The organism is Burkholderia sp. AW33-5 (assembly GCF_053427615.1).
Window position 1 is genome coordinate 1 of the sequence record NZ_JBSAXA010000127.1, and the last position, 304, is coordinate 304.

Sequence of the window (304 nt, forward strand, 5' to 3'; positions counted from 1 at the left end):
GGAAATCGGTCGCAGCGGCGCTCAAGGAGGTCTATCGGGCACCGTCGGCCGAAGCGGCCGCCGTGGCGCTGGACGCGTTCGATAGGAGCCCGTGGGGTACGAAATACCCTCCGATTGCCGCGCTCTGGCGGCGAGCCTGGGATCAGGTGATTCCGTTCTACGCCTTCGCGCCTGACATCCGGAAAATTGTATATACGACCAACGCGATCGAGTCGCTGCACATGCAGCTTCGGAAGATCATCAAGGCGCGCGGCCACTTCCCGTCGGACGAGGCCGCGCTCAAACTGATCTGGCTGGCGCTGCG

The 304-nt window shown here is 63.8% G+C and carries 1 protein-coding gene; it reads left to right on the top strand.

Translation table 11 applies throughout. From position 1 onward, the window contains the following. Positions 1 to 304: transposase (locus ACV22V_RS32670; RefSeq protein ID WP_448016863.1), on the top strand; the 304-nt coding region annotated here is incomplete at both ends.